Source organism: Nonomuraea sp. NPDC050383 (genome assembly GCF_044459125.1).
Lineage (GTDB): Bacteria > Actinomycetota > Actinomycetes > Streptosporangiales > Streptosporangiaceae > Nonomuraea.
Genome location: NZ_JBITIP010000006.1, coordinates 23,572 through 41,640, shown reverse-complemented (window position 1 = coordinate 41,640; position 18,069 = coordinate 23,572). Strand labels below are relative to the sequence as shown.

General features: G+C 71.0%; 19 protein-coding genes. 16 read left to right on the top strand and 3 right to left on the bottom strand.

Annotated elements, in window-relative coordinates:
* Positions 1-97: 97 nt before the first annotated feature.
* The 3 genes from ACIBG4_RS16845 to aspS are packed head-to-tail and all read left to right on the top strand — an operon-like array spanning position 98 to position 3,767.
* On the top strand, positions 98-778 hold the full coding sequence (locus ACIBG4_RS16845) for an MBL fold metallo-hydrolase (RefSeq protein ID WP_355447037.1): 681 nt from the start codon (positions 98-100) through the stop codon (positions 776-778).
* The gene (gene hisS, locus ACIBG4_RS16840) at positions 778-2,034 is read left to right on the top strand and encodes a histidine--tRNA ligase (RefSeq protein ID WP_397202539.1); all 1,257 of its coding nucleotides are present in this window, start codon (positions 778-780) and stop codon (positions 2,032-2,034) included. The genes ACIBG4_RS16845 and hisS overlap by 1 nt, the downstream gene beginning before the upstream one ends.
* Complete coding sequence (gene aspS, locus ACIBG4_RS16835) at positions 2,031-3,767, top strand: aspartate--tRNA ligase (RefSeq protein ID WP_397202538.1); 1,737 nt, start codon at positions 2,031-2,033, stop codon at positions 3,765-3,767. The genes hisS and aspS overlap by 4 nt, the downstream gene beginning before the upstream one ends.
* A 149-nt stretch (positions 3,768-3,916) precedes the next feature.
* Here aspS and ACIBG4_RS16830 read toward each other — a convergent pair whose 3' ends face one another.
* Positions 3,917-4,804: a peptidylprolyl isomerase gene (locus ACIBG4_RS16830; RefSeq protein WP_310712336.1), complete on the bottom strand. Its 888-nt coding sequence runs from the start codon at positions 4,802-4,804 to the stop codon at positions 3,917-3,919.
* Between the two features lie 169 nt (positions 4,805-4,973).
* Here ACIBG4_RS16830 and ACIBG4_RS16825 point away from each other — a divergent pair, with 169 nt between their 5' ends.
* The 9 genes from ACIBG4_RS16825 (at position 4,974) to ACIBG4_RS16785 (ending at position 14,579) form a co-directional block, all read left to right on the top strand.
* Complete coding sequence (locus ACIBG4_RS16825) at positions 4,974-5,459, top strand: hypothetical protein (protein ID WP_397202537.1); 486 nt, start codon at positions 4,974-4,976, stop codon at positions 5,457-5,459.
* Between the two features lie 59 nt (positions 5,460-5,518).
* Positions 5,519-6,820, top strand: coding sequence for a replication-associated recombination protein A (locus ACIBG4_RS16820; RefSeq protein WP_397202536.1), 1,302 nt, complete (start codon positions 5,519-5,521; stop codon positions 6,818-6,820).
* Between the two features lie 193 nt (positions 6,821-7,013).
* On the top strand, positions 7,014-7,457 hold the full coding sequence (locus tag ACIBG4_RS16815; RefSeq protein WP_397202535.1) for a DUF948 domain-containing protein: 444 nt from the start codon (positions 7,014-7,016) through the stop codon (positions 7,455-7,457).
* Entirely contained in the window at positions 7,454-7,684 is a 231-nt protein-coding gene (locus tag ACIBG4_RS16810) for a hypothetical protein (protein ID WP_310712333.1), read from the top strand. The genes ACIBG4_RS16815 and ACIBG4_RS16810 overlap by 4 nt, the downstream gene beginning before the upstream one ends.
* 46 nt (positions 7,685-7,730) lie before the next feature.
* Positions 7,731-10,403, top strand: coding sequence for an alanine--tRNA ligase (gene alaS / locus ACIBG4_RS16805; RefSeq protein ID WP_397202534.1), 2,673 nt, complete (start codon positions 7,731-7,733; stop codon positions 10,401-10,403).
* Between the two features lies 1 nt (position 10,404).
* A complete protein-coding gene (gene ruvX / locus ACIBG4_RS16800) occupies positions 10,405-10,887 on the top strand; it encodes a Holliday junction resolvase RuvX (RefSeq protein ID WP_355447052.1) in 483 nt (160 codons plus the stop codon).
* A gap of 46 nt (positions 10,888-10,933) precedes the next feature.
* Positions 10,934-12,166 (top strand): endolytic transglycosylase MltG, encoded by a 1,233-nt coding sequence (mltG, locus tag ACIBG4_RS16795; RefSeq protein ID WP_397202533.1) that lies wholly within the window; start codon positions 10,934-10,936, stop codon positions 12,164-12,166.
* A gap of 232 nt (positions 12,167-12,398) precedes the next feature.
* Entirely contained in the window at positions 12,399-13,556 is a 1,158-nt protein-coding gene (gene mltG / locus ACIBG4_RS16790; protein WP_397202532.1) for an endolytic transglycosylase MltG, read from the top strand.
* A 168-nt stretch (positions 13,557-13,724) separates the two neighbouring features.
* Positions 13,725-14,579, top strand: coding sequence for a shikimate dehydrogenase (locus ACIBG4_RS16785; RefSeq protein WP_397202531.1), 855 nt, complete (start codon positions 13,725-13,727; stop codon positions 14,577-14,579).
* Here ACIBG4_RS16785 and ACIBG4_RS16780 read toward each other — a convergent pair.
* Both ACIBG4_RS16780 and ACIBG4_RS16775 read right to left on the bottom strand, forming a co-directional pair.
* Complete coding sequence (locus ACIBG4_RS16780) at positions 14,554-14,970, bottom strand: type II toxin-antitoxin system VapC family toxin (RefSeq protein WP_397202530.1); 417 nt, start codon at positions 14,968-14,970, stop codon at positions 14,554-14,556. The genes ACIBG4_RS16785 and ACIBG4_RS16780 overlap by 26 nt on opposite strands.
* On the bottom strand, positions 14,967-15,227 hold the full coding sequence (locus ACIBG4_RS16775) for a type II toxin-antitoxin system Phd/YefM family antitoxin (protein ID WP_397202529.1): 261 nt from the start codon (positions 15,225-15,227) through the stop codon (positions 14,967-14,969). The genes ACIBG4_RS16780 and ACIBG4_RS16775 overlap by 4 nt, the downstream gene beginning before the upstream one ends.
* Before the next feature lie 344 nt (positions 15,228-15,571).
* Between ACIBG4_RS16775 and infC the strand changes: the two genes are divergently transcribed.
* From infC to ACIBG4_RS16755, 4 genes are all read left to right on the top strand, one after another.
* Complete coding sequence (gene infC, locus ACIBG4_RS16770; RefSeq protein ID WP_355447114.1) at positions 15,572-16,177, top strand: translation initiation factor IF-3; 606 nt, start codon at positions 15,572-15,574, stop codon at positions 16,175-16,177.
* Positions 16,178-16,300: 123 nt separating this feature from the next.
* Positions 16,301-16,495 carry a 50S ribosomal protein L35 gene (gene rpmI, locus ACIBG4_RS16765; RefSeq protein WP_310712325.1) on the top strand — a complete coding sequence of 65 codons (195 nt, stop codon included), beginning with the start codon at positions 16,301-16,303 and terminating at the stop codon, positions 16,493-16,495.
* Positions 16,496-16,519: 24 nt separating this feature from the next.
* Positions 16,520-16,903: a 50S ribosomal protein L20 gene (gene rplT, locus ACIBG4_RS16760; protein ID WP_397202528.1), complete on the top strand. Its 384-nt coding sequence runs from the start codon at positions 16,520-16,522 to the stop codon at positions 16,901-16,903.
* 179 nt (positions 16,904-17,082) lie between these two features.
* The gene (locus ACIBG4_RS16755; protein WP_397202527.1) at positions 17,083-17,886 is read left to right on the top strand and encodes a TrmH family RNA methyltransferase; all 804 of its coding nucleotides are present in this window, start codon (positions 17,083-17,085) and stop codon (positions 17,884-17,886) included.
* Positions 17,887-18,069: the final 183 nt, after the last annotated feature.

Genomic DNA, 18,069 nt, shown 5'->3' with positions numbered 1-18,069 from the left:
TATCGGCCAACGGGCGATGATTCGCAGCCCGGCGACCCGCACCGGTACCCTTCGGTTACATTCCCATTGGCTTTTTTGACGAGATCACCTGAGGCAGATGCTCATCGCAGGCTTCCCCGCAGGGGCCTTCCAGACCAATTGTTACGTCATCGCGCCCGCCGCGGGCGAGGAGTGCGTGATCGTCGACCCTGGTCAGGACGCCGTGGACGGGGTCGACGAGCTGCTGCGCGAGCACCGGCTCAAGCCGGTCGCGGTGCTGCTCACCCACGGCCACCTCGACCACGTCTGGTCGGTGGCCCCGGTGTGCGGCGCGCGGGACGTGCCGGCCTGGATCCACCCCGAGGACCGTCACCTGCTGTCCGACCCGGCCGCGGGCTGGTCGCCGACGAGCTCCCAGATCTTCGGCGGCATCACGCTGAGCGAGCCCGACGACGTGCGGGAGCTGTCGGACGGGGCCACGCTGCCCCTGGCCGGCCTGGAGTTCGTGGTCGACCACACGCCCGGCCATACCAGGGGGTCGGTGAGCTTCCGGCTGCCCGGCGACGCGATCATGTTCGCGGGCGACCTGCTGTTCGCCGGCTCCATCGGCCGCACCGACCTGCCGGGCGGCGACCACCCGACGATCCTGCGCAGCCTGGCCGCCAAGTGCCTGACGCTGCCTGACGATACGGTCGTCCTGCCGGGCCACGGACCACAGACCACGATCGGCCGCGAGCGCGCCAGCAATCCTTACCTCAAGGACGCCGCCCCGCACGCCGGTCCCACACGAGGGATCTGATGAACTTCCAAGCACCCAAAGGGGTCAAGGAATACGTCCCGCCGCAGGCCTCGACGTTCTCCGCGATACGCGCGGCGTTCGCGGAGACGGCCAGGCGCGCGGGCTACGCCTACCTGGAGACGGCGGTCTTCGAGGACACCCAGCTGTTCGCGCGCGGGGTCGGTGAGTCCACCGACGTCGTCAGCAAGGAGATGTACACCTTCACCGACCGCGGCGGCAGGTCGCTGACGCTGCGCCCGGAGTTCACCGCCGGTGTGCTGCGCGCGGTCCTGGAGTACGGCCTGCACCGCGGCCAGCTCCCGGTGAAGGTCTGGACCGACGGGCCGGTGTTCCGCGCAGAGGCGCCCCAGGAGGGCCGCTACCGGCAGTTCTACCAGCTCGACCTGGAGGCGATCGGCAGCGAGGACCCGGCGGTCGACGCCGAGACCATCGCGCTGGCCTGGCAGTGGTACGCCACGCTCGGCCTCACCCAGGTCCGGCTGCTGCTCAACTCGCTGGGCTGCAAGGAGTGCCGGCCGATCTACCGCGCGCGGCTGCAGGAGTTCCTGCGGGGGCTCGACCTCGACGAGGCGACCAGGGAGCGGATCGAGATCAACCCGCTGCGCGTGCTCGACGACAAGCGTCCGGAGGTCCGCGCGCAGGTCGAGGACGCGCCGCTCATCGGCGACCACCTGTGCGCCGACTGCAAGTCGTACCACGACCGCGTCAAGCAGCTCCTGGCCGATCTCGGCATCCCGTGGGAGGACGCCCCGAGGCTCGTGCGCGGGCTCGACTACTACACCCGCACCACCTTCGAGTTCGACCACCCCCTGCTCGGCGCGCAGTCCGGCATCGGCGGTGGCGGCCGCTACGACGGGCTCTCCGAGGCCATCGGCGGGCCGGCGCTGCCCGGCATCGGCTTCGGGCTCGGCCTCGACCGCACCGTCATCGCCCTGGAGCGGGAGGGCGTCGCCCCCGCGGCCCCGCCCCGCTGCGAGGTGTACGGTGTGCCGCTGGGCGAGGAGGCGGCGCGGGCCATGTTCAGGCTCCTCAGCGAGCTGCGGGCGGCGGGGGTCGCCGCCGACATGGCCTTCGGGGGCAAGGGGCTGAAGGGCGCTATGAAGGGCGCGGACCGCTCGGGCGCCCGCTTCGCCCTCATCCTCGGCGAGCGCGACCTGGCCGCGCAGGCTGTCCAACTGAAAGACCTGACCACCGCTGAGCAGACCGAGGTGCCGCTGGCCCAGGTCGTCGACGTTCTGAAAGGGAAAGTGCAGTGATTCGCACGCATACGGCCGGGTCGCTCCGTGAGGAGCACGCCGGGCAGCAGGTGACGCTCGCGGGATGGGTGGCCCGGCGCCGTGACCACGGCGGCGTGGTCTTCATCGACCTGCGCGACGCCTCCGGCTCGGCGCAGGTGGTCTTCCGCGAGGAGGACCACGCCCACGACCTGCGCGCCGAGTACTGCGTGAAGGTCGTCGGCCAGGTCCGGGTGCGCCCCGAGGGCAACGAGAACCCCGACCTGCCCACCGGCGCCATCGAGGTGGTGGCCGAGGAGGTGGAGGTGCTCAGCGAGTCGGCGCCGCTGCCGTTCCCCATCGAGGGCAACGTCGGCGTCTCCGAGGAGGCCCGCCTCAAGTACCGCTACCTCGACATCCGCCGCCAGCAGGTGGCCCAGTCGATGCGCACCCGCTCCAAGGCCACCTACCTGGCCAACGAGGTGATGAACGAGCTCGGCTTCGTCTACGTCGAGACGCCGACGCTCACCCGCTCCACGCCCGAGGGCGCCCGCGACTTCCTCGTGCCGGTCCGCCTCCAGCCCGGCAACTGGTACGCCCTGCCGCAGTCGCCGCAGCTGTTCAAGCAGCTTCTCCAGGTGGGCGGCCTGGAGCGCTACTACCAGCTCGCCAAGTGCTACCGCGACGAGGACCTGCGCGCCGACCGGCAGCCCGAGTTCACCCAGATCGACGTCGAGATGTCGTTCGTCGACCAGGAGGACGTCATCGCGGTCGGCGAGAAGCTGATCGGCCGGCTGTGGCGTGAGGTGCTGGGTTACGAGATCCCGATGCCGCTGCCGCGCATGACCTACGCCGACGCGATGGCCCGCTTCGGCTCCGACAAGCCCGACCTGCGCTTCGGCCAGGAGCTCGTGGACATGACGGAGTACTTCTCGGCCACCACGTTCCGGGTCTTCCAGGCCGACTACGTGGGCGCGGTCGTCATGCCCGGCGGCGCCTCCCAGACCCGCAAGGAGCTCGACGGCTGGCAGGAGTGGGCCCGCTCGCGCGGCGCCAAGGGCCTGGCGTACGTGCTGGTGCAGGCCGACGGCACGCTCGGCGGCCCCGTGGCCAAGAACCTGTCGGAGCAGGAGCTGTCCGGCCTGGCCGCCGAGGTCAAGGCCGAGCCGGGCGACGCGATCTTCTTCGCGGCCGGCGCCCGCAACGCCTCCCGTGACCTGCTGGGCGCCGCCCGCCTGGAGATCGGCCGCCGCTGCGGGCTGATCGACGAGTCGCAGTGGTCGTTCCTGTGGGTGGTGGACGCCCCCATGTTCGAGGAGGACGGCGAGGGCGGCTGGACCGCGGTCCACCACCCGTTCACCGGCCCCAAGCCCGAGTGGGCCGACACCTTCCAGGACCACCCGGCCGAGGCCCTGGCCTACGCCTATGACATGGTGTGCAACGGCATGGAGATCGGCGGCGGCTCCATCCGTATCCACCGCGCCGAGATGCAGCAGCGCGTCTTCGACGTGCTGGGCATCTCCAAGGAGGAGGCCGAGAGCAAGTTCGGCTTCCTGCTGGAGGCGTTCAAGTACGGCCCCCCGCCGCACGGAGGCATCGCCTACGGCTGGGACCGCATCTGCATGCTGCTGTCGGACGGGGAGTCCATCCGCGACGTCATCGCCTTCCCGAAGACGGCCTCCGGCTTCGACCCGCTCACCGGAGCCCCCACGCCCATCACGGGAGCCCAGCGCAAGGAGGCCGGTGTCGACGCCCAGCCCAAGGCCGAGGCGTAGTCACAGACCGGTTACAGGCCGTCCCAGGCGGCACCGGGCGCCCCGTCTCCCTCGCGGAGGCGGGGCGCCCGCGTCGTCCGGCCCCGGAAAGCAGCCGGCCGCCTCCCGGAGGGCTTCCGGGGAGGCGGCCGGCTCGGGCCTGACGACGGTCAGGACACGACGACCCGCTTGATGATGATCGGGTTCTTCGGCGCGGTGGAGCCGCCGTCGCCGGTGATGTCCTGATCGTTGACGATGACGCCGTCCTTGGCGACCTTTTCGATGATCTCCAGGCCGGAGCGGACCATGCCGAGCACCGAGAACTGCGGCTCGATCTGCGCGTTCTCGTCCGACACCGAGATGGCGAACTGGCTGCTGTTCTGCCCCGCCGCGTCCGGCGGCTGGGTCAGGAACACCACGCCCCGCGTGTACGGGACGGCGCCGACGGCCTCGTCCGGGAAGACGTAGCCCGCGGTGCCCTGGCCGTCGGTCGGGTTCTTGCCGTCGGCCTTGGCCTTGGGGTCGCCGCACTGGAGCAGGAACAGTCCCGAGGTCTCGGGCGTCACCAGCCGGTGGCACTTGGTGTTGTCGTAGAAGTGCTTCTTGGCCAGGAACGCCATCGAGTTGACCGAACACGGGCTGATGTTCGGGTCGACGTCGATGACGATGTTGCCGTGGTTGGTGACCACGGTCATCGTCTTCAGCTTCAGGTTGGGTCGCTTGCCCGGCATGCCGACGTACTTCTGCGGCACGTCCGAGGTGTCCCGCTTGTAGGTGCAGGTGACCGGGCCGGCGTGCGTCGGGGACGCCGGGGCCGTGGGCAGCGCGGCCGACGGGGTGGCCGAGGCGGACGGCGTGCTCTCGGCCGCGACGGTCCTGGCCGGCTCCCGGTTGATCAGGGTGGTCGCGGCGAAGATGCCGCCCGCCACCACGACGACGGCCACGCCTGCGCCGATGAAGGTGTTCCGCCTCGCCTTGGCGGACTGCGCGGCGGCACGCTCCGCCTGCCGCTCCTTGTGCTCCCGCGCCAGCTGGCTCTGGCGGTCTTCGCCGCTCACCGGTATGTCCTCCACTTTGCCTACACATGACCAAACAACTCCGCGAATGCTACCGGCACCGGAATGTGATGGGCGTAAGTGAAGGAACCAGGCCACTGTTGCGCGGCAGGTCGTGAACCATATCGTCCTGCCGTACGTGGTTGAAATAAGGACTAAAGAGGTGCGAGCCATGTTCGACCAGATCCTGGGGCTGCCGGCGCACGCGTTGATCATTCATTTCGCCGTCGTCCTGACGCCGCTGCTGGCCGGGGTCGCCGTCGCGTACGCGGTGCTGCCGAGCAGGCGCGCGTTGCTGGGCTGGGCCCTCGTGCTGCTCTCCCTGGCGGCGCCCGTCGCGGTCTTCGCGGCCAAGGAGAGCGGCGAGCGGCTCAGGGAGGCCCGCTTCGCCGCGGCCGGTGGCACGCTCGGGGAGCGGATCGAGACGCACGAGAGCTTCGCCGGGCCGCTCCTGCTGTCGGTGGCCGGCCTCGCGGCGGCCTCGCTGGTGCTCGTGTACGCCACCACGTCCGCGCGCGGCTCCACTCGCGACCGCTTCGGCCGCGGCGCCACGCTGGGCCTGTCCGCCCTGTCCGTGGTGCTCGCCGTCACGGCCGCCTACTTCGTCTTCCGGGCCGGTGACTCCGGGGCGAGGGCCGTGTGGGGCGGGAGCTCGTAGTCCCCGGCGGCCCTCCTGTGATGGATCGCCGGGCGTGGACCAGCGTGTAATCTCACGCTGTGGAGAGCTTGTTCGATTCGGCGGCCGAGCAGGCCACACCTCAGCCGCTCGCGGTCCGGATGCGCCCGCGCTCGCTCGACGAGGTGATCGGCCAGCGCCACCTGCTCGGCCCCGGCACCCCGCTGCGCCGCCTCGTCGAGAGCGAGGCCCCCATGTCGCTCTTCCTGTGGGGGCCGCCCGGCACCGGCAAGACCACGCTGGCCTACGTCGTCTCCAACGTCACCAAACGCCGCTTCGTCGAGGTCTCCGCGGTCTCGGCCGGGGTCAAGGACGTCCGCGCCGCCATCGAGCAGGCCCGCCGCGAGCTGGGCATGACCGGCCGGCAGACCGTCCTCTTCGTCGACGAGGTCCACCGCTTCAACAAGGCGCAGCAGGACGCCCTGCTGCCCGCCGTGGAGAACCGCTGGGTCACCTTCATCGGCGCCACCACCGAGAACCCGTTCTTCTCCGTCATCTCGCCGCTGCTGTCGCGCTCGCTGCTGCTCACGCTGGAGTCGCTGTCCGACGACGACATCCGGACGGTGCTGGAGCGCGCCGCGGCCGAGGAGCGCGGGCTCGGCGGCCGCGCCACCCTGGCCCCCGAGGCGCTCGACCACCTCGTACGCCTGGCCGGCGGCGACGCCCGCCGCTCGCTGACGTACCTGGAGGCGGCGGCCCTGCTGGAGGACGAGATCACGGTCGAGGTGGTGGAGCGGGCCGTCGACAAGGCGGCCGTCCGCTACGACCGGCAGGGCGACCAGCACTACGACGTGATCAGCGCGTTCATCAAGTCGATGCGCGGCTCCGACGCCGACGCCGCGCTCCACTACCTCGCCCGCATGGTCGAGGCCGGCGAGGATCCCCGCTTCATCGCCCGGCGCATCGTCATCTTCGCCTCCGAGGACGTCGGCATGGCCGACCCGACCTGCCTGCAGACCGCGGTGGCCGTCGCCCAGGCCGTCCAGCTCATCGGCCTGCCCGAGGCGCAGATCAACCTGGCCCACGCCGTCATCCACTGCGCGCTGGCCCCCAAGTCCAACGCCGTCGTCAAGGCCATCGGCGCCGCGGCCGGCGACGTGCGGCGCGGCCTCATCGGCCAGGTGCCGGTCCACCTGCGCGACGCCCACTACCCGGGCGCCGCCAAGCTCGGCAGCGGCGAGGGCTACAAGTATCCCCACGACTTCGACCACGGCCTCGTCCGCCAGGAGTACGCGCCGGAGCAGGTGCGGCAGCGGCGCTACTACGAGCCCACCCGGCACGGCGCCGAGGCCCCGGTCGCGGACCGCTGGGCCAAGATCCGCGACTTCCTCCGGGGCACCTGACCTCTCCGCCGGGCCCCTCACGCGGAAGGCCGGCGACCTCAAGGGCGGGCGGAGGAGACCACGGGCGGGGCGGCACGGGCCAGGTGATCACGGTGCGGCGGATCCGGCGGTGCCCCCTGCGCCCAGTAGCCTGGGTGCCCGAACGCGATAGGGTTCTTGCGTTTCCGGCGCAGCGTACGAGGGAGATGACCGGATGCTTACCGCTGGAGAGGTCGCCGGGCTGATCGCGGCCACGGGCTGGATAGTCCTGGTGTGCGTGCTCACGATGGTCCTCGTCAGGCTCGCCAGGCTGCTGACCGAGACCACCCGGGCGGTCTCCGACCTCAGCAGCCGCGTGGCGCCGCTGCTCGACGACGTCAGCGTCACGGTCAACGAGACCAACCGGCAGCTCGTCGCCGTCGAGGCGATCGCGCAGGACCTCAAGCAGGTCAGCGGCCACGCCGCCCGCCTGAGCGCGGTGACCCAGACCATCTTCACCGGCCCGCTGATCAAGGTGTCGGCGCTCGGCTACGGGCTGCGCCGGGCCATCGAGGCCCGCCGCCCGCGCAAGCCGCGCGCCACGGGCGGCCGGGCGGCGGGCCAGGCGACAGGCCAGGCAGCGGGTCGGGCGGTTCGCCAGGCCGGGAGGCGCCCGTGATCCGCCGCCTGTTCTACCTGTCGCTCGGCGCGTTCCTCGCCCTGTGGGTGATGCGCAAGCTGCAGGCGCTCCAGCCCGACCACGTGGCCCGTCGCACGGCCGCCGGCGCGGCGGGCATGCTCGCGCGGGTGAGAGACTTTACTTCCGACGCGCTCGGCGAGGCGGCCGACCGCGAAACCGAGTTGCGGGCCAGGTTCGGCCTTGACCAGTCTGGTCAGGGCGACTGAGCGCCACCGGATCGACCACATACGACTAACGCAAAGGATGGCCACCATGGAGTCGGCAGAGATCGCGCGCCGCTTCCTGCGCTTCTTCGAGGAGCGTGGGCACACGGTAGTGCCCTCGGCCAGCCTGATCGCAGAGGACCCGACGCTTCTCCTGGTCAACGCAGGTATGGTGCCGTTCAAGCCGTACTTCCTGGGGCAGCGCAAGCCTCCGGCGTCCCGGCTGACCACCGCCCAGAAGTGCGTCCGCACGCCCGACATCGACGAGGTGGGCAAGACCACCCGTCACGCGACGTTCTTCCAGATGCTGGGCAACTTCTCCTTCGGCGACTACTTCAAGGCCGAGGTCATCCCGTTCGCCTGGGAGCTGCTCACCCGCTCCGAGTCCGAGGGCGGCTTCGGCTTCCCCGAGGACCGGCTGTGGGCGACCGTCTACCACGAGGACGACGAGGCGTTCGACATCTGGCACAACAAGGTCGGCCTGCCCGCCGAGCGCATCCAGCGCCGCGGCCTGGAGGACAACTACTGGCACATGGGCGTGCCCGGCCCCGGCGGTCCCTGCTCGGAGATCTACTACGACCGCGGCCCCGAGTACGGCAAGGACGGCGGCCCCGTCGCCGACGAGGACCGTTACCTCGAGGTCTGGAACCTCGTGTTCATGCAGTACCAGCTCAGCCAGGTCCGCAGCAAGATCGACTTCGACATCAGCGGCGAGCTGCCGAGCAAGAACATCGACACCGGCATGGGCCTGGAGCGCATGGCGGCGATCCTGCAGGGCGTCGACAACATCTACGAGATCGACACCACGTACAAGATCCTCGACCGGGCGGCCGAGCTCACCAGGACCCGCTACGGCCGCGACACGCGCGCCGACGTGAGCCTGCGCGTCATCGCCGACCATGTGCGCACCGGCACCATGCTCGTGGCCGACGGCGTCATGCCCGGCAACGAGGGCCGCGGCTACGTCCTGCGCCGCATCCTGCGCCGCAGCGTGCGCAACCTGCGCCTGCTCGGCTCCGGCGACGAGCGCTACATGCACGAGCTCACCCGGGTCGCGATCGACGTCATGGGCGAGCAGTATCCCGAGCTCAAGGCCGACGCGCCGCAGATCCACGGTGTCATCGACGCCGAGGAGGCGTCGTTCCTCGGCACGCTGCGGACCGGCACCGCGATCTTCGACGTCGCGGTCGAGGAGACCAAGCGCAAGGCGGGCTCCTCGATCTCCGGCGAGCAGGCGTTCCAGCTCCACGACACCTACGGCTTCCCGATCGACCTGACGCTGGAGATGGCCTCCGAGCACGGCCTCGCGGTCGACGAGGAGGGCTTCCGCCGCCTGATGAAGGAGCAGCGGGAGCGGGCCAAGGCCGACGCCGCGGCGAAGAAGACCGGCAACGCCGACATCTCCGTCTTCGGGCAGCTCCTGGAGAAGGCCGGCAAGATCGAGTTCCTCGGCTACGACGAGACGGAGGCCGAGACCACCGTCGTCGGCGTCCTCGTCGACGGCGTGCCCGTCCCGGCGGCGGGCGCCGGCTCGACCGTCGAGGTCGTGCTCGGCCGCACCCCCTTCTACGCCGAGGGCGGTGGCCAGCTCGCCGACCAGGGCGTCATCCGCACGGCCGGCGCCGAGGTCGAGATCGTCGACGTGCAGTCGCCGATCAAGGGCCTCGTCGTCCACCGCGGCAAGGTGCGCTCCGGCGAGCTGCGGGTCGGCGACGAGGCGCAGGCCGAGATCGACGTCGAGCGGCGCCGCGCGATCTCGCGCAGCCACAGCGCCACCCACCTCGTCCACCGCGGCTTCAAGAACGCCCTGGGCGAGTCGGCGGCGCAGGCCGGCTCGGAGAACTCTCCCGGCCGTTTCCGCTTCGACTTCACCGCGGCCGGCGCCGTCCCGCCGAGCGTGCTGCGCGACGTCGAGGACGAGGTCAACGCCGTCCTCATCAACGACCTCAAGGTCAACGCGTTCTACACCTCCCAGGCCGAGGCCCGGGCGATGGGCGCGCTGGCCATGTTCGGCGAGAAGTACGGCGACGAGGTCCGCGTGGTGGAGATCGGCGACTACTCCCGCGAGCTGTGCGGCGGCACCCACGTCCACAGCTCCGGCCAGCTCGGCCTGGTCAAGGTGCTCGGCGAGCAGTCGGTCGGCGCGGGCGTGCGCCGCGTCGAGGCGCTCGTCGGCATCGACGCCTTCCGCTTCCTGGCCCGCGAGAGCGTGCTGGTCGCCCAGCTCACCGAGCAGCTCAAGGCGCGCCGCGAGGAGCTGCCCGAGCGCATCGAGGGCATCGTCACCCGGCTGCGCACCGCCGAGAAGGACCTGGAGCGGCTCCGCTCCGCGCAGGTGCTTCAGGTGGCCGGCGAGCTGGCCTCCCAGGCCCGTGACCAGCAGGGCGTCTCCGTGGTGACACACCGCGCGCCTGATGGCACGACCGGGGACGATTTGCGTAAGCTCGCGCTTGATGTGCGTGGCAGATTCCCGGCCGACAGGCCTGCGGTCGTCGTGATCGCCGGTGTCCCCTCCGACCGACCCGTGGTGGTCTCCGCGGTCAACGAGGCGGGACGCGAGCGAGGGCTCAAGGCCGGGAGACTGGTCGGCGTCGCCGCCAAGGCTCTTGGGGGTGGCGGTGGAGGCAAGGACGACGTCGCGCAGGGTGGCGGCACGCGCCCGGAGGCGATCGGCGACGCGCTGCGGCTGGTCGAGCAGGCCATCGAAGGACAGCTCGGCTGACATGCGGTTCGGCTCACGGATCGGCGTCGACGTCGGATCCGTCCGCATCGGCGTGGCCCGCAGCGACCCGTCGGGGATGCTGGCCACGCCGGTCGAGACCGTCAGGCGCGGCAAGGGCGACCTCGACCGCATCGCCGCCATCGCGGCGGAGCACGAGGCGATCGAGGTCGTCGTCGGCCTGCCGACCTCCCTGTCCGGCAGGGAGGGGCAGGCCGCCGCGCTGGCCCGCGAGTTCGCGGGCGCGCTGGCGGGGCGGCTCGTGCCGACCCCGGTCCGGCTGTTCGACGAGCGTCTGACGACCGTGGCCGCCCAGCAGGGGCTGAGGGCCAGCGGCGTACGGGCCAAGAAGCAGCGCGACGTGGTCGACCAGGCGGCGGCGGTGGTGCTGCTGCAGGACGCCCTGGACGTCGAGAGAGCCACCGGCGCTCCGCCGGGCAGGCCCGTCGATCCGCCGTCCGCGGCGGACGCCGGGCCCACCTCATGACCCGCCCTCCGACAGGGCACGGCCGCTCCGGTCACGGAGCACGCCGATGAGCGGGGGAGCGGCGCGGGGGCCCGACGAGGATCCCCACGCCGACGCCTCCCACCCGAATCCGCCTGCTGCGGAGTCCCCGACGCCCGCGACCGGCGGCCACGAGGACACCGAGCAGGCGAAGGACGGCCATGACCGCGGCGAAGCGGCTGGACCGGTCGCTGAACCGGGGGACGACGAGGCGGACACGCTGCCCCTGCCCGTGGGGCGGCGCGAAGGCGTGCGCCGGGCCGTCGTCACCGGTGGCGTCACGCTCTCCGCGCTGGTCCTGGCGGCGGGCGTGTACGCGCTGGTCAGGCCGTACGTGAACCCGGACGACCACGGGGACGCCGCAGCCGTCACCGTCCGCATCACGCCCGGCGCCGGCGCCGCCGACGTCGGCGAACTGCTGGCGGCCAGCGGGGTGGTGACGAGCGCCCGCTCCTTCGTGGCGGCGGCCGAACAGCGTGAGCCGGCCGAGCTCAAGCCCGGCTTCTACCAGCTGCGCACCGGCATGTCCGCCGGTGAGGCGCTCGACCTGCTCCTCGCGCCCGCCTCGCGGGCCGTCCGGCGGGTCACGTTGCCGGAGGGCATGCGGCTGGGGGAGACCCTGCGGCACATCGCCGAGCAGTCCGGCGTGCCGCTCGCGGACCTACGGGCGGTCGACTCCCGCCAGGTCGGCCTGCCCGACTACGCCCAGGGGCTGGAGGGCTTCCTGTTCCCCGCCACGTACGCGGTGCAGCCCGGCACGACCGCCGGGGGACTGCTCACGGCGATGGCGCAGCGGTTCGCGACCGTCGCGGACCGGCTCGACCTGGAGGAGCGGGCGGCCCGGCTGGGCCTGACCCCGCTCCAGGCCGTCACGGTGGCCAGCATCGTGCAGGCCGAGCCGGCCAAGGACGCCGATTACCCGAAGATCGCCCGGGTGATCTATAACCGGCTGAGGCGTGACATGTCGCTCCGGATCGACTCCACCATCCTGTACGCCCTGGGCAAGCGGACCGCCCGCCCGTCACGGAGCGGCACCAGGGCGGGCTCGCCGTACAACACGTACACGCGCAAAGGGCTGCCGCCCGGGCCGATCTCCAACCCCGGGGTGACGGCGCTGAAGGCGGCCCTCCACCCGGCCAAGGGTGATTGGTACTGGTTTGTCGCGACGGATCCGGCGCATAGAATCACCAAATTCACCGACAAAGAGAGCGAGTTCGTGAGATACCGGGAAGAGTTGAACGAACACCTCGGGACGAACTGATGCTCCCCGCGACGCCCCCCACCTCCCGCAGGATCGGCGAGATCCCCGGGCGGAGTCACGGAGCCGGGACGCCGGCGCTCTTCTCGTTGCCCCGCACGGCTACGGAGAGTGACGTCCCGGGGGTATCGGTGCATGACCGGCGGATTCCCCCGTTCCGTACGGTGACCCCCCACTGTTCGGTCCGACCGCTTGACGGCGGGCGCACCGAACCGGGAGATTGGCCAGCGCACCTATGAGCGAGCTCGATATGGATTTCCTGCTGGGCGCCGAGGACGACGACGAAGGTCGTGACCGGCGCCGGTCCCGTGGTTCCGGCGGACGCGGCAACCGGAGGCGGCGCAGACGCCGCAGCCGCGGCCGCTTCATCGCGCCGCTTCTCGCGTTCATCATCCTCGCCGGCATCATCGGCGGCGGCGGCTACTTCGGCTACCAGTGGATCAGCGGCGCCCTCGTCCCCGACGACTACACCGGGCAGGGCCAGGGCAACGTGGTGATCGAGATCAAGGAGGGCCAGAGCGCCTCCGACGTCGCCGTGGAGCTGGAGCGGCAGGGGGTCGTGGCCAGCGCCCGAGCCTTCACCAACGCCGCCGCCAGCGCCAACATGAGCTCCAAGCTCCAGCCCGGCTCGTACACCATGCGCAAGCGCATGTCCGCCGCCAACGCGGTCAAGCTGCTCGACTCGGGCAACCGCCTGCTCGTACGGGTGACCGTCAAGGAGGGCCTGCGCCTGTCCGACACGCTCACTCAGCTAGCGCAGAAGACCGGCAAGCCGCAGAAGGAGTTCCTCGCCGCGGCCCGCGACGCGCGTGCGCTGGACCTGCCCAGGTACGCGAAGGGCAAGCCGGAGGGCTACCTCTTCCCGGCGACGTACGAATTCCAGCCGAAGGACACACCGGCGGACATCCTGGGCAAGATGGTCGAGCGCTTCGGCGAGGCGGCCGACAAGGCGGGCCTGGAGGAGAGCGCCAGGAGCCTGGGCCACACCCCGGGGGAGATCGTCACGATCGCGAGCATCATCCAGGCCGAGGCCGGCCGGTACGAGGACATGCCCAAGATCGCCCGCGTGATCTACAACCGGCTCGACCGCCAGCCGCCCATGAACCTGAAGATGGACAGCACGGTCATGTACGGGCTGAACAAGTACCGAACGGCCGCCACGCTCGCCGAGACGCGCATCAACACGAAGTACAACACGTACATGCACGCCGGGCTGCCGCCAGGCCCGATCGGCAACCCGGGCGACCACGCCATCGAGGCGGCGCTCAACCCGGCCAAGGGCGACTGGCTGTACTTCGTCGCCACGGACCCGAAGAGCAACATCACGAAGTTCGCCACCACGGACGCCGAGTTCCAGGCGCTCCTGAACGAGTACCGCAAGAACGGCGGCTGAGCCCGGCCCTTCCGCCAAGGCCGTCGAGGGCCGCCCGCACGGACGCGGGCGGCCCTCGTCATGTCCGCGGGTCGGCGAGCCCCGAGGGGGCATGGCGCCTGCGTCGGGGGCGAGGTCGGGGGCGATAGGGTGCTCGCAGTTCGGAAAGGCGCGAAGGAGCAGGTGATCATGCGGGCCGCGGTGATGGGCTCACCGATCGCACACTCGCTCTCCCCCTGTCTGCACCGGGCCGCGTACGCGGCGATGGGGCTGGCCGGGTGGAGCTACGAGGCGATCGAGTGCGACGAGGCGGCGCTGCCGGAGACGCTCCGGCGGCTTCGTCCGGTGCGCGGCGAGGCCCCCGGGGACGGGGACGCCTGGGCGGGCCTGTCTCTCACGATGCCGCTCAAGCGAGCCGTGCTGCCCCTGCTGGACACCGTGACCGAGCCGGTCGTCGAGGTCGGCGGCGCCAACACGGTGGTGTTCCGCGACGGCGCCGCGCACGGCCACAACACCGACGTCCACGGCGTGCGGCAGGCCCTGGTGGAGGCGGGGGTGCCCGCTCCCGGCTCGGCCACCGTGCTGGGCGGCGGCGCGACCGCGGCCTCGGCGCTGGCGGCGTTGCGCGGCCTCGGCCTCCAGGCGGCCACGCTGCTGGTACGGGATCCCGCCCGCGCGGGGGAGACGGCCGAGGCGGCCGAACGGATCGGCGTGGCGCTGTCCGTGGAGACGTTCGACAAGCTCGACGCGGCGCTGCGGGTGGACCTGGTCGTCTCCACGCTGCCCGGCGGCGCGGCCGACGCCTACGCCGAGGCCCTGGCCGGGGTGCCCGCCCTGTTCGACGTCGTCTACTCGCCCTGGCCCACGCGCGCGGCCTCGGCGGTGCGGGCGGCGGGCGGCACGGTGGTGGGCGGCTTCGCGATGCTGCTGCACCAGGCGGTCCGGCAGGTGGAGCTGATGACGGGCCGCACGGACGTCCCGGTGGAGGCCATGCGCGCGGCAGGCGAAGCGGAGCTCCTCAGACGGGCCATGCGAACGGGTTGACCATCTTGACGTCGAGGTCGGCGAAGTCCTTGACGTTGCGCGTGACGAGAATCCATCCGTGCGCACGGGCCGTGGCCGCGATGAGACCGTCGATGACGGGGAGGGGGCGCCTGGCGTTCATGCGCCCCCATTCTTCGGCCACGTCGAGGGTCACCGGCAGGATGCGTGTCCTGAATTCCCGCTGCAGGTGGTCGAGCCACGACTCGTACGCTCCGGCCTGCGCCGGGTCGCGTCGGCGCAGGAGCTCGACTCCCTTCCGGATCTCGCCGAGGACGAGGACGCTCATGTGCAGCGCCGGGCCGTTGATCGTGTCCAACCACGCCTGAAGGCCGGCGCTCCTGGTGCGCTTGGTCATCTCGGACACCACGTTGGTGTCGAGCAGGTAACTCACCAGGCATCACCCAGCTCGATCTCGCGAGGCAGGTCCTTCGGACGCGTGAGATCCAGCTCGCTCAGGTCGGGCGCGCTGAGCAGGAACTCCTTGAAGTCGGGCTCGTCGCCCTTGAGCCGGCGGTACTCCGCCATGTCGATGACGACCGCCACGTCCTCCCCGTGGCGCGTGATGATCTGCGGGCCCTCGTCATGCGCCCGCCGCACCACCTCGCTGAAGCGCTGCTTCGCCTCCTGCAACTGCCAGACCGCCATCATCTCCTCCAATATGGACAGACTGGACAGAATCCGCCCTTGCTCAGACCGTAGCCGAGCCGGAGGTCGCCGGGGGAGGGAACATTCGAGGTGGTCCCGCGGTTGTGGTAACGTAGCTCTCTGATCGGTCCGGCATGTTTGCTGGACGCGCAAGCGGAGGTCTCCCTCCCACCCAGGTCGCCGAGAGGTAGCCGGGTCAAGGATCACGCCGGACTATTCCGGGGAGCTTGAGGCCACGCCGCCGAAAAGCTCAGTGGCCCCGCATGCGCGACGTGCGGGGCTTTTCGCGTCTGCGTGAAGCTCTCCGGCACGACGAGCACGTAGGGATCGCAAACCTAGGAGGCCCCATCAGCACTGAGCCCCGCATCAACGAGCGTATCCGAGTTCCCGAGGTCCGCCTCGTGGGCCCGAACGGCGAGCAGGTCGGCATCGTGTCCATTCACGATGCGCTGAAGCTCGCCCAGGAAGCCGACCTTGACCTCGTCGAGGTCGCGGCGACGGCTCGACCGCCCGTGTGCAAGCTCATGGACTACGGCAAGTTCAAGTACGAGTCCGCGATGAAGGCGCGCGAGGCGCGCAAGAACCAAGCGCACACGATCATCAAGGAGATCAAGCTCCGGCCGAAGATCGACCCGCACGACTACGAGACCAAGAAGGGTCACGTGGTGCGGTTCCTCAAGGCGGGGGACAAGGTCAAGGTCACGATCATGTTCCGTGGTCGCGAGCAGTCCCGTCCGGAGCTCGGCTTCCGGCTGCTGCAGCGGCTGGCCGAGGACGTCCAGGAGCTCGGCTTCGTGGAGTCCCAGCCCAAGCAGGACGGCCGTAACATGATCATGGTGCTCGGCCCGCACAAGAAGAAGGCCGAGGCCAAGGCCGAGAAGGCCGCCGCCAAGGCACAGCGTGACGGTGAGGAGCTTCCCGCCCAGGAGGAGCCTTCCGAACAGGAAGCGTGACCCCTGGTAGGGGTTAGCCTTACAGCGCACCCCTAACGGCCACAGCATGACGAAGACGCCGCGACCGGGTCGGCCAGCACCGGCCCGGCCACCGGCACGACCGAATTGAGGAGAGACGGCGACATGCCGAAGATGAAGACGCACAGCGGTGCGAAGAAGCGGTTCCGGCTCACCGGCACGGGCAAGATCAAGCGTCGCCGCGCCAACCGCGCGCACTACAACGAGTGGAAGTCGTCCACGCTGACGCGCCGTCTCAAGAACGAGGTCGTCCTTTCCGACGCCGATTCCAAGAAGATCAAGAAGCTGCTCGGCAAGTAGCGCGAACCCCCGGGGAGAAGAAACATGGCACGCGTGAAGCGGGCGCTCAACGCCAAGAAGAAGCGCAAGATCGTCCTCGAGCGGGCGGCCGGTTACCGTGGCCAGCGGTCGCGGCTGTACCGCAAGGCCAAGGAGCAGATGCTCCACTCGATGACCTACGCCTACCGCGACCGTAAGGATCGCAAGGGCGCTTTCCGCCGTCTGTGGATCCAGCGCATCAACGCTGCGGCCCGCCAGAACGGCATGACCTACAACCGCCTGATCCAGGGGCTGCGCCTGGCGGGCGTCGAGGTCGACCGCAAGATCCTCGCCGACCTCGCGGTCAACGACAGCCAGACCTTCGCCACGCTCGTCGAGGCCGCCAAGAAGGCGCTGCCGGCGAACGTGAACGCTCCGGCCGCCGGCTGAGCGACGCGAGCCGAGAGATGTGACGAGCCCGGCCCGGGCTCCAGCCGAGGGCCCACCTCACGGTGGGCCCTTCGCCATCTGCGGGGACGGGTTGTAACACCGGCGGGTCGTCCGCACGGGCGGACCGAGCCGGTCACCGGCGGCGCGAGCAGGCCACAGGCAGGGGGAGCAGGGAGAGCATGGCGGGATCCGAGCTGACCAACGTCAAGTCGCCGCGCGTGAAGGCGGCCCGGCGGCTGACCAAGCGCGCCTTCCGCGACCAGGACCGCAAGTTCCTGGCCGAGGGCCCGCAGGCGGTGCGCGAGGCCCTCAGGCTCGACGACGTGACGGTGGAGCTGTTCACGACGGCCGACGCCGAGCTGCGCCACCCCGAGATCGTCGGCGAGGCCGCCGCGCGCGGCATCCCGGTCCACCGCGCCAGCGGCGAGGTCATGGCCGAGCTGTCCCAGACCGTCACCCCGCAGGGGCTGCTGGCCGTCTGCCGGCTGGTGCACGTGCCGCTGGAGGAGGCGCTGCCCGCGCAGCCGCGGCTGGTGGCCGTGCTCGCCCACGTACGCGACCCCGGCAACGCCGGCACCGTCATGCGGGCGGCCGACGCCGCCGGCGCCGACTCCGTGGTCTTCACCGACGCCTCCGTCGACCCGTACAACGGCAAGTGCGTGCGCGCGAGCGCCGGCAGCCTGTTCCACCTGCCGGTCGTGATCGGCGCGCCCGTGTCCGACGCCGTACGGCGGCTCAAGGAGCGCGGCCTGCGGGTCCTCGCGGCCGACGGGGCGGGCAAGCACACCCTGGACGACGTGGACCTGTCCGGCCCCACCGCGTGGATCTTCGGCAACGAGGCGTGGGGGCTGCCCGAGGAGATCCTGGCCCAGGCGGACGACGTGGTCCGGGTGCCGATCTACGGGCAGGCCGAGAGCCTCAACCTGGCGACCGCCGCCGCCGTCTGCCTGTACGCCTCCGCCCGTGCCCAACGCACGGCCTGAAAGCGTTCCACCCGAGTGCGTTCCACCTGAGCGCGCTCACCCGAGTGCGCTCGGCGGGAAAGGGCGCGGGACGGCTGGAGACGGTGGCCGCGGCCGATGGCATGAAGCGGTCACGCCCCTGCCATAGGCAGCCTCGCGGCGAGTCCCCTAGGCGACGGGAAACCCGCTATTGTCGGCCTTGTA

What these genes read in the sequence shown, in the direction of transcription:
- ACIBG4_RS16845 (WP_355447037.1), top strand. Translation starts at nt 98, where the DNA reads ATGCTCATCGCAGGCTTCCCCGCAGGGGCCTTCCAGACCAATTGTTAC.
- hisS (WP_397202539.1), top strand. Translation starts at nt 778, where the DNA reads ATGAACTTCCAAGCACCCAAAGGGGTCAAGGAATACGTCCCGCCGCAG.
- ACIBG4_RS16825 (WP_397202537.1), top strand. Translation starts at nt 4,974, where the DNA reads ATGTTCGACCAGATCCTGGGGCTGCCGGCGCACGCGTTGATCATTCAT.
- ACIBG4_RS16815 (WP_397202535.1), top strand. Translation starts at nt 7,014, where the DNA reads ATGCTTACCGCTGGAGAGGTCGCCGGGCTGATCGCGGCCACGGGCTGG.
- alaS (WP_397202534.1), top strand. Translation starts at nt 7,731, where the DNA reads ATGGAGTCGGCAGAGATCGCGCGCCGCTTCCTGCGCTTCTTCGAGGAG.
- ruvX (WP_355447052.1), top strand. Translation starts at nt 10,405, where the DNA reads ATGCGGTTCGGCTCACGGATCGGCGTCGACGTCGGATCCGTCCGCATC.
- mltG (WP_397202533.1), top strand. Translation starts at nt 10,934, where the DNA reads ATGAGCGGGGGAGCGGCGCGGGGGCCCGACGAGGATCCCCACGCCGAC.
- mltG (WP_397202532.1), top strand. Translation starts at nt 12,399, where the DNA reads ATGAGCGAGCTCGATATGGATTTCCTGCTGGGCGCCGAGGACGACGAC.
- ACIBG4_RS16785 (WP_397202531.1), top strand. Translation starts at nt 13,725, where the DNA reads ATGCGGGCCGCGGTGATGGGCTCACCGATCGCACACTCGCTCTCCCCC.
- ACIBG4_RS16775 (WP_397202529.1), bottom strand. Translation starts at nt 15,227, where the DNA reads ATGATGGCGGTCTGGCAGTTGCAGGAGGCGAAGCAGCGCTTCAGCGAG.
- rpmI (WP_310712325.1), top strand. Translation starts at nt 16,301, where the DNA reads ATGCCGAAGATGAAGACGCACAGCGGTGCGAAGAAGCGGTTCCGGCTC.
- rplT (WP_397202528.1), top strand. Translation starts at nt 16,520, where the DNA reads ATGGCACGCGTGAAGCGGGCGCTCAACGCCAAGAAGAAGCGCAAGATC.
- ACIBG4_RS16755 (WP_397202527.1), top strand. Translation starts at nt 17,083, where the DNA reads ATGGCGGGATCCGAGCTGACCAACGTCAAGTCGCCGCGCGTGAAGGCG.